Here is an 8877-nt window from a genome sequence, read left to right on the forward strand (position 1 = left end):
GCCCCGAAAACCGTTACCCCTAGTGATCGTAGCTCTACGCACCGATGCTCATCAGTGGAAGGTGTGAGCAACCACGGAAGGCACCGCAGACATGGGAACGGCTGAACACAGAGCGGCGGTTGAGCGGATCAAGGACGCCGAGGCGGCACGGGACGAACTGCGCGACACACTCGCTGCGGTCGGCGTCGTGCTGCCCTCGCTCGGACTGGACAACGCATCCCTCGCCCGCGACGTACCGCGGCCGCTCGTGGACCTCGGTCGCTGCAACCCGAGCGTCGTCCGTCAACTGGCGGCAGTCCTGCGGGGATCCGCGCCATGAGCGACGACGAACCCGAGCCGGACGAGCAGCGGGTGCAGGGCGACGCGGAGGCCGCACGCCGCGAAGAGTTGCTCGCCAAGGTGCGGGAAGCCAACAAGCAGAGCGCCGCCCGCCTCCGGTAGGACGAGAGGAACTCGAGTCGTGCAGATCGTCAGCGTCACCGCCGACGGGGTACGCAGAGGCGACGTGATCGCCGTGGGCGGCATCCCGCACACCGTCTGCGACGTACGAGAAGTGAGCGGGCGGCGCAAGCGACTGGAGTTCGCGGACGGCAACGCGTACGTCCTCGGCGCACGGGTCGCGATCCGCGTGACCCGTGCGCGCAGCGGCGGCGCCCGCCGGGTCCCGCCGGCGGGATAGTCAGCGCTCGCCACCGGCAGCTCAGCCCCGCCGCTCACCCGGGCAGCGGGGCGGCCGTGGTCCCACAGGAAGCGCGGCCGGCGCACTGCCCGGCCGGCGCAGGCGCCTCCGTCAGTTGAGATGCCAGAGCGCGCCGCCCGCGAGCACCATCACCAGGCCCGCGAAGGCCATGAACGCCCCCATCAGCCGTTGGTACCACGGCTGAGCCCACATCGTGGGCGATCGGTCCAGCTGCCCCAGCTGCGCCCCGCCCAGCAGGTAGCGCTGCCTGATGTTCTCGGCCCGCCGTGTAGCGATCCCCCGCACGTTGAACGCCCAGCTCGCACCGCACCACACCGCGACCAGGCCGCCCAGCACGAAAACGGCAATGAGCACCGGCGACGGCGCATGGACCCCGGCGGCCAGCTCCATTCCCTCGGTCACAATCCATTCTCCGTCCGGCTTGTGAATGACACGACCGGGCCGTCCACCGTGTCCGTCGCCTGCACATCAAAGCGTCGTTGCGGAAATTGCCGCCCCAGAGCGGCACGCCACGCAGTCGCGATCTCCTGGGCCAGGGAGAAGGCATTGGCCTCGGATTCGGGATCCTCGTCGATGTCGATGTGCAGCCAGAGCCTGAATTGATTCAAGGTGGCTTCGATCGACGCAACATCCCCCTTCAACGCCTGCCGCCACGTCCGAAAGTTGTCAGGATCGTACGCACGATCCCACAGAACGCATCCCTCCACCTCGACGAACTGCGGCAGAAACATGCGCGACATGGCGATCCATTCGGAAAGCCCTACGCGCTGAGAGAGGAAGTCCAGGTAATCGACATCGACACCCGAAGCCTCCGTCCATCTCTTGATCTGGGGGTCCTTCATCGGGTCCATCCGGTGTCCCTTATTGCGGCAATTCATCGGACCTGGCCGGTCGCGGCATTTTATCCCAAGTGAGGAATACCTGGCCCGTTTTGGGGTTTACGTTCTTGTGTGTTTCCAGGACATGGGGCGCTGGAACTCCGCCGTGTGGCTTGGAGTCCGGATCCACATCAACCCGCTTCAGCGGGAGCCCATCCTCGCCGTACACAGCATAGGCGGTCACGCTCCCGTCCTCCTTGCGGCGTACCAGGACTTCGCCCGGATCGGCCGACTTGGGGAAACGCCCACTGTGGGGGGTCGCCTGCGAAAGGTCTATCCCGCACTTGGGTGCAAGGCCGAGTGGGTCGGTCCAGCCCAGCGCATTCAAAACATACGCGTGATGGTTGTCCGCAGGCTCCAGGCCAAGCGGGTCGGGGCTGGCGTAGCGGGCGGTCTCCGGGTCGTAGTAGCGGAAGTAGTTGTAGTTCAGGCCCGTTTCCGGGTCGGCGTACTGCCCCGGGAAGCGGAGAGGACAGTCCACGGACGCCGTGTCCGTCGGGGCGGGGAAGTCCGTGCCCCAGAGCGTCGTGCGGCGCTGCCAGGCCAATTCGCCATGTGATGTGACTAGTTCGGTCGGCGTGCCGACGGCGTCCGTGACGACGGCGTGGAAGCGGGTGCCGTAGTCGGCCGAAGTGTCCTCGGCCAGCTTGGAGAGGAGGGATCCGCCCGGCTCCCGGACCAGTGGCTTGTGGTCGGTCTGGATGAGGGGGCGATGGCTGCCCGGGGCGTAGTCCCAGGTGGTGACCCTGCCGTCGGAAGCCTTCTGCTCTGCCAGGCGGGTGTCGTCCCAGCTGAAGTCCGTGCGCTCGGCGGCCGAGCCGTCGTCCGCCAGGCGCAGCTTGGCTATTCGGCGGCCGAGCGGGTCGTACGTGTACCGCCAGCGCGCGCCGTCCGGCGTAACCGCCTCGACCAGGCGGTCCTCCGCGTTCCAGGCGTACGTCCACGTCCGCTGCTGCCCATTGAGGAGCTTGCGGGTTTTGCGGATCAGGCGGCCCTGCGCGTCGTGCTCGTACGAGGTGCGGCCCGCGCGGCGGATGAGGGTGCCCTCGAATTCACGGTCGCCGGAAGACTCGTGGGCGGGGGCGGTGGCATGGGCGAGGTTGCCCGCCGCGTCGTATGCGTACGTCTCGGTCCAGCCTTGTGCCCGTACGCCCGTGACCCGGCCCATGCGATCGAGGTCGAACCGGCGGGTGCCCGAGGTCAGTTCGCGGATCTCGGTGAGGTAGCCGTCCTCGCGGTAGGCGTAGGCGCGGTGCTGGAGGAGCCGGTCCGCGTCCTCCGAGCGCGTCGTCAGCGACTGGGTGGCGAGGCGGTCGGCCGCATCCCAGGTCTGGCTGAGGGTGACGTCTTCACCAAGGCGGCGTTCCGTCTCGCGGCCCGCGGCGTCGTACGCGAAGGTCAGTGAACCTGCGTCCGAACGGAGTTCCGTGGGTCGGCCCGCCGGATCGTAGGTCCACTCCGAGGTGAGCCCAGACGGGGTGACCCGCTGGGTCCGGCGGCCCAGGACGTCGTACGCGTAGGTGGTCGTACGGCCGTCGACGGTTTCGGTGAGGGTACGGCCCAGCGCGTCCCGCTCGATGGCGACTTCCGCGTCCGCGCCCACCGCGCGGGCCAGATGGCCCGTCGGGCCGTATGCATACGTGGTGAAGTCACCGGCATCGGTCCGCTGCTCCGTCACGCGGGCGAGCACGTCCCGACTGAAGCGCAGCGTCTCGCCCGCGCCATTCGTACGCGACACCAGGCCGCCCGCCGCGTCGTGCGTGTACGCAAGCGTCCGGCCGTTGAAGTCGGTCTCCGCGACCAGACGACCCGCCTCGTCGTAGGCGTACGACCAGGTCAGGCCCTGCGGGTTGGTGACCCCGGTCAGCCGCATCTCGGTGTCGTACGCGAAGCCGTACGTCGTACCGTCCGGATCCGTCCGAGTGGCAGGGACGTCGAAGTGGGTGGCGGTGTGGCGGGTGACATTGCCCGCGGGGTCGGTGTGGGTGAGGGGGTTACCCTCCCCGTCCCAGGTCCAGCACTCCCGTGTGCCGTCCGCGTACTCGCGCCACTGCGGCTTGCCCTCGGTCGTCCAGCCCATGCGGGTGACATGACCCAGCGGGTCGGTCACTTCCACAACCCTGCCGAACGTGTCTCGGCGCACCGCCGTCACATGCCCGAGCTCGTCGGTCAGGGCGACGGGCAGTCCGGCGGCGTTCGGTGTGAGGGTGCGGGTATGGCCGAGGGCGTCCGTGACGGCGGACAGATGTCCCAACTCGTTGTAGCCATAATGAGTTTCAGCGCCCGCAGGATCGACGGTGGTCAGCAGGTTGCCCAGTTCGTCGTACGTGTGGCGCCAGGTCGCACCGCCGGGCTCGACGACCTCGCTCGGCCGGCCGAGCGTGTTGTAGTCGGCCTGGGCAAGGGACCCGTCCGGAAGGGTGAGCGCGGTGAGGTTCCCCGCCTCGTCGTACGTGTAGCGCGTCGTACGGCCCAGCGGATCCGTGACCGAGAGCGGCCTGTCGCCCCTCTCGTGCCAGTCGGTGCGCGTCGTGTGGCCGAGCGGGTCGGTCTCCTCCACGACCTGGCCCTCGGAGTTGTAGCGATGCGTGGACCGTCGCCCGAGCGAGTCGGTGTACGTCGTCGTGCGCGACTCGTCGTCGTAGGCGAGGGCCCCGGAAAGGAAGCCGTCGCTGCCCTCGGTGCGCTCTACGCGGCCGCGGGCGTCGTAGAAGTACGCAAACGAGGTGCCGTTGCGGTCCGTCCAGGAGGCGACCCGGCCTTCCGTGTCATACGTGAAACGCAGTGCCTCGTTACTGGAGTTGATGACTTCGGTGAGGTTGCCGGCCTCGTCGTAGCCGTAGCGCATCACGACCGTGCCGCCGCCGTTGTGCTGTGTCGGCTCGTACCGTGACGGGGTCTCGTCGAGCAGGCGCAGGGCGGTGATGCGCGGGCCCTGCGTGTCGACGGCCAGGTAGTAGCCGCCGGAGTGGCGCAGCCCGGTGGGGATGCCGTCGGATGTGCGTTCCACGTCGATGCGGGCGCCGTTGCGGTCCTGCCAGCTGTCCACAGGGAGGTGGACAGTTCCGAGCGTGTCCGAGGGAAAGGGACTGCTGAAACTTCGTACGACCCCGGAGACCGGGTCGGTGATGGTCATGACGCCGTCGGGCTTGCCGTCCCACTCCAGCGGCCACAGGGCTCCCTTCACCGGGAGAACGGGTTCACTCACCTGCGGCACCGGGTAGACCAGGCGCATGCCGTCGGCCGCGGCGAACACCACGCCCTCGGCGTCGAGTTGGATGCATTCGTCGAGGGTGGAGACCCAGGTCGGGCCGAAGCACACACCCCCGCGGTACGTGGACAGGTGGGTGCGCTCGAAGACCAGCGGGAGCGTCGCCGGGAGCGTGAGGTCGGTCTGCGTCATCAGCATGGCGCCGGTCGCCACGTCGATCGGCTCTCCGACGCACGGCGTCTTCTTGGCCGGGCGGGCCGCAGGCCCCAGTTCAACGAGGTCGGGCCGCAGAGTCGGCGGTCGCAGCATCAGGGGCGTTTCGTTGAACTTCCCGAACAAGCTCCCCTCGGCTCCGGCCTTCGCCAAACCGCTCGCCCCGCCGAACGCCCCGCCGTAGATCATGCCGTCCTTCGCCGCGGCATTGATCTCGTCCAGGCTGAAGCCCTTCTGCAGCCCGGTGGCTATCTTCATTGGCTGGGCTACGGCCAGGTCGACGGCCACCGACTCCACGCCGCCGAACGCCGCGGCGACCACGGCGCCCGCGGCGATTTCGGCGGCCGTGGTCGTGACGGCGATTCCCAGCGTGCCGGCGAGTTCGAGGATGGCTTCGGCGGCTACCGCCGCGGCGCCCGCCGATATGCCCGCCGTGAACCAGGCGAGCCCGAGGCCTGCCACGATGATGGTGGCGTCGATGGTGAGCTCTGTCTGAAGCTTGTTGATGGCGTCATCGACGGCGCCGGCGAGCTTGTCCAGCATCTCCGCCATCTTGCGGGCCGCCTTCGCTATGTCACTGAGCCAGCCCGCGTCCTTCCCCTTGGCGTAGCGCTTCCAGAACACCTCGAACGCGTCGATCGCCTCACCCTTGTTGTTGTGGATGAGGGATGCGGCCGCGTTGTTGACCGGGGTACGTACGTCGTCGACGGCACCGGCAAAGGCCCGCCAGGCATCGGCGGCCTTGCGCAGGGTGCCGGAATCGGCGTCGGGCCACCACATGCCGAGCTTGAGCAGGATCTCCTTGGCCTCGTCCTCGACGCTCACTTGGCGCCCTCGCCGTCGATCTTCGCCTTCGCCTTGGTGAACATACCGGCGATCAACTGCTCGTTGTCGACATGCCCGTCCGCCATGTCCGACATCGCCTCATGAATGCTGGTCAGTCCGAGGACGAGGATGCCGGCGGCCCGCTCGATGGCCTTCTGCTGGGGGTGGTAGGCGTCGTAGAACTTCTTGCCCGGCTCATCGTCTCCCCAGGGCGCACCAAGCCCGTCCAGGGTGGTGACCAGCGTCGTGAGCGCCTTGCTCAGGTTCTTGGCCTGCTCGTGGAAGACGGGCGCCGTCAACTTGATGTCGGCGGTATGGATTTCCAGGACCTTGCCGTCACTCTTGCCTTCGCCCACGCGACGCTCCCCCGTTGTCTTCACGCATTGCAAATCCCGACCCTAGAAGAGCTTGATCAAGATTTACCCATGTGACGACCACGCGAGGGTAATGGATGGCGCAGATGTACGAACGCGCCTTCGGTGCGGCCGGCCGTCGCTGCCGCCGTCCCATGCCCGCGCGGAGCCTCGGCGGGGCTGAGCCACGTCGCGGACCGCCTCAGCCCTCCGCCGCCGCGCGCCCCGTCAGGGTCGTCAGGCTGTTGCGGACGTGCGCCATGTGCGCCTGCATCTCCTCGCGGGACTCCTCGTGCTCCCGCAGCATCCGCTCTGTCTCGCGCGCGATCCGCTCCGCGCGGACCCCGGCCTCGGCGATCACCTCGGCGGCCCGCGCCTCCGCGTCCTCCTGGCCGTGGCGGACGTACTCCTCGGCTTCGGCGAACGTGCGCTTGGCCTCGGAGAGACCGGACTCGGCGTAGGTGGTGAGCTCGGCGTGGCGGGTGTCCAACTCGGCCTGGCGGTCGGCGAGTTCGCGTTCCATCGCCTCCCAGCGTTCGGCCTGTTCCCGCTCCAGGTCGGCCAGCGTCGCGTCGCCTCGCCGGCGCATCTCCTTCCAGGCAGCCACGACCTCTCCACGCCGTTCCTTCACCTCGCGGCGGGCCTCGATACGGGTCTCGTCGGCCTCCGCCTGCGCGGCGAGCAGGATCTGCTGGGCGCGCGCGTCGGCGTCCGCCCGTACCGAGTCGGCGTGCTCGCGTGCCGAGTCGCGGGTCTGCCGGGCCGCCTCTTCGGCGGCGTCGACCAGGGCCTGGGCCTCGTTCCGGACCGCGGTGCGCAGCTCTTCGGACTCCTCGACGGCCAGCGCGAACAGGTACTGGGCCCGGCGGCCGAGCGTCTCGTACGTCTGCGGGGCGAGCCCGGAAACGAACTCGCACAGGTCAGCCGCGTCCGCCTCCATCTCCTTGGCGAGGACGGTGAGCCGCGCGGCGCGTTCCCAGGCATCGTCGCGGTCCTGGGACAGGGAGGTGACATAGGCGTCGGTCTCCTCCATCGGGTAGCCACGACCCCGTACGGCGGCGAAGCCGTGAGGTGACACCGATGCAGCACTCATCCTTCGAGCCTCTCTCCGACATACAACGCGATTGGCGCACATCTTGCTGGATCGAAGGGAAGCACTCATAACGCGACACTCCACCCGAACATATCGGGCAGGATTGAGCAAAGAAGAAGTGAGTAAAGACAGGGCGCCCGGTCTGCCGCAGCAGACCGGGCGCCCCGGTGATCTCGTTACGTCGGCCCTACAGCAGTCCGTCCCACATCTGCTCCAGCAGCACCGACCACCAGCTCTCCGGCGACGCAAGCGCCGCCGGGTCGAGGGCGGCGAGCTGGGCCTGGAAGTCGACCGTCCAGCGGCCCGCCTGTTCCGGGTTGAGGTTGAAGCGCAGGCGCCACATCCGGCCGAGCAGGGCGAGGCAGCGTACGAACTCCGGCAGGCCGCTGTTCACGAACTGCGGCGCCACCGGCTGGCCGCCCGGGCCCGCCTCCACCGGGACCGCGACGATGTGCGCCGTGCCGTACTGGACGCAGATCGCGCGGCCGAAGTCGCTGCCCACCACCAGATACGAACCCGCGTCGGCGGCGGGCTGCACCTGCCGCTGGGCCGCGAGCTCGGCCAGGGTCGGGACGACCGGCTGGGCGGGCTGCGCCCAGAAGAACGGGTTGAAGTCGCCCGGCAGGCCCGCCCACACCAGCGTGGCCGCCACGATCTCCGGCACACCCTGACGCGAGACGGCCCGCTGGTCGAAGCGGCAGATGCCCTGCGGACCGAACGCGCCCGCCAGCTCCTGCGCGATCCCCTCCGGGGGGATCGGCGGGGCCGGTGCCATCTGCGGCAGCGGGGCCCGTACCGGCGCGGGGCGCGCCGGGCCGTCGGCGACCTGGTGCAACTCGCCCTGGTGCGCAAGGAGTTGCTGCATGCCTTGCTGGCGGGAGGCATGGTCCTTGCCGTACGGGGCGATCGAGGTGATACGCGCCTGCGGCCAGGTCTCCCGGATCATCCGCGCGCAGTACGCACCGGGCAGCTCGCAGGACTCCAGCTCGGTGTGCAGCTCCAGCACCTGCTGCGGCGGCACGTTCATGGCGCGCAGCTCATGCAGGATCTGCCACTCCGGGTGCGGAGTACCGGGCGCCGAGCGACGGATCAGCTGGGCCTCCGAGCCGTCGGGCGCGCGGTAGCGCAGCACGGCCTGGTAGCCGGGGCCGACGGTCGGCATGCCGGTCGGCTGCTGCGGATAGCCGTACGCGGGCGGCTGACCGCCGTGCGGCGGCTGCGGCGCATGCGGTACGGGACCGGGCGGCGGGCCAGGAGGAGCACCCGGCGGGCCGGGAGGCTGAGGCGCGCCGGGGCCCATCTGTGGGGGTCCGGCGAGCATGGTCGCAGCATGGTGCACGCCACCACCCGGCGGACCGGGGGGCGTCGGCGCACCGGGAGGACCGGGCGGCTGAGGCGCGGCCGGGCCGCCCATCTGGCTCGGGTCCGCAAGCATCGTCGCAGCGTGGTGAACTCCGCCACCGGGCGGGCCAGGAGGCGTCGGCGGACCGGGAGGCTGCGGGGCCCCCGGCGCACCGGGAGGACCGGGCGGCTGAGGCGCGGCCGGGCCGCCCATCTGGCTCGGGTCCGCAAGCATCGTCGCAGCGTGGTGAACTCCGCCACCG

9 protein-coding genes are annotated in these 8877 nt (G+C 69.5%); 3 read left to right on the forward strand and 6 right to left on the reverse strand.

Going from position 1 to position 8877, the window contains the following annotated elements; all coding sequences use genetic code 11:
• The first annotated feature begins 91 nt into the window (after positions 1 to 91).
• The 3 genes from ABZS64_RS02695 to ABZS64_RS02705 are packed head-to-tail and all read left to right on the forward strand — an operon-like array spanning position 92 to position 679.
• Complete coding sequence (locus tag ABZS64_RS02695; RefSeq protein ID WP_355822334.1) at positions 92 to 319, forward strand: hypothetical protein; 228 nt, start codon at positions 92 to 94, stop codon at positions 317 to 319.
• The gene (locus ABZS64_RS02700) at positions 316 to 441 is read left to right on the forward strand and encodes a hypothetical protein (RefSeq protein WP_355822335.1); all 126 of its coding nucleotides are present in this window, start codon (positions 316 to 318) and stop codon (positions 439 to 441) included. The genes ABZS64_RS02695 and ABZS64_RS02700 overlap by 4 nt, the downstream gene beginning before the upstream one ends.
• 19 nt (positions 442 to 460) lie before the next feature.
• The gene (locus tag ABZS64_RS02705) at positions 461 to 679 is read left to right on the forward strand and encodes a hypothetical protein (protein WP_355822337.1); all 219 of its coding nucleotides are present in this window, start codon (positions 461 to 463) and stop codon (positions 677 to 679) included.
• 111 nt (positions 680 to 790) lie between these two features.
• On the opposite strand, the gene ABZS64_RS02710 is transcribed toward ABZS64_RS02705, so the two are convergent.
• The 6 genes from ABZS64_RS02710 to ABZS64_RS02735 form a co-directional block, all read right to left on the reverse strand.
• Positions 791 to 1102, reverse strand: a complete 312-nt coding sequence (locus tag ABZS64_RS02710) for a hypothetical protein (RefSeq protein ID WP_355822339.1) — start codon at positions 1100 to 1102, stop codon at positions 791 to 793.
• Positions 1099 to 1551, reverse strand: a complete 453-nt coding sequence (locus ABZS64_RS02715) for a hypothetical protein (protein WP_355822341.1) — start codon at positions 1549 to 1551, stop codon at positions 1099 to 1101. The genes ABZS64_RS02710 and ABZS64_RS02715 overlap by 4 nt, the downstream gene beginning before the upstream one ends.
• Before the next feature lie 10 nt (positions 1552 to 1561).
• Positions 1562 to 5827 (reverse strand): DUF6531 domain-containing protein, encoded by a 4266-nt coding sequence (locus ABZS64_RS02720; RefSeq protein WP_355822343.1) that lies wholly within the window; start codon positions 5825 to 5827, stop codon positions 1562 to 1564.
• Positions 5824 to 6183: a hypothetical protein gene (locus ABZS64_RS02725; RefSeq protein ID WP_355822345.1), complete on the reverse strand. Its 360-nt coding sequence runs from the start codon at positions 6181 to 6183 to the stop codon at positions 5824 to 5826. The genes ABZS64_RS02720 and ABZS64_RS02725 overlap by 4 nt, the downstream gene beginning before the upstream one ends.
• Positions 6184 to 6382: 199 nt before the next feature.
• On the reverse strand, positions 6383 to 7273 hold the full coding sequence (locus ABZS64_RS02730; protein WP_355822347.1) for a cellulose-binding protein: 891 nt from the start codon (positions 7271 to 7273) through the stop codon (positions 6383 to 6385).
• Between the two features lie 187 nt (positions 7274 to 7460).
• A partial coding sequence (locus tag ABZS64_RS02735) for an SUKH-4 family immunity protein (RefSeq protein ID WP_355822349.1) occupies positions 7461 to 8877 on the reverse strand: 1417 nt, incomplete at its 5' end.

Origin of the sequence: Streptomyces sp. NPDC005408 (genome assembly GCF_040606445.1) — a bacterium.
Taxonomy (GTDB): domain Bacteria; phylum Actinomycetota; class Actinomycetes; order Streptomycetales; family Streptomycetaceae; genus Streptomyces.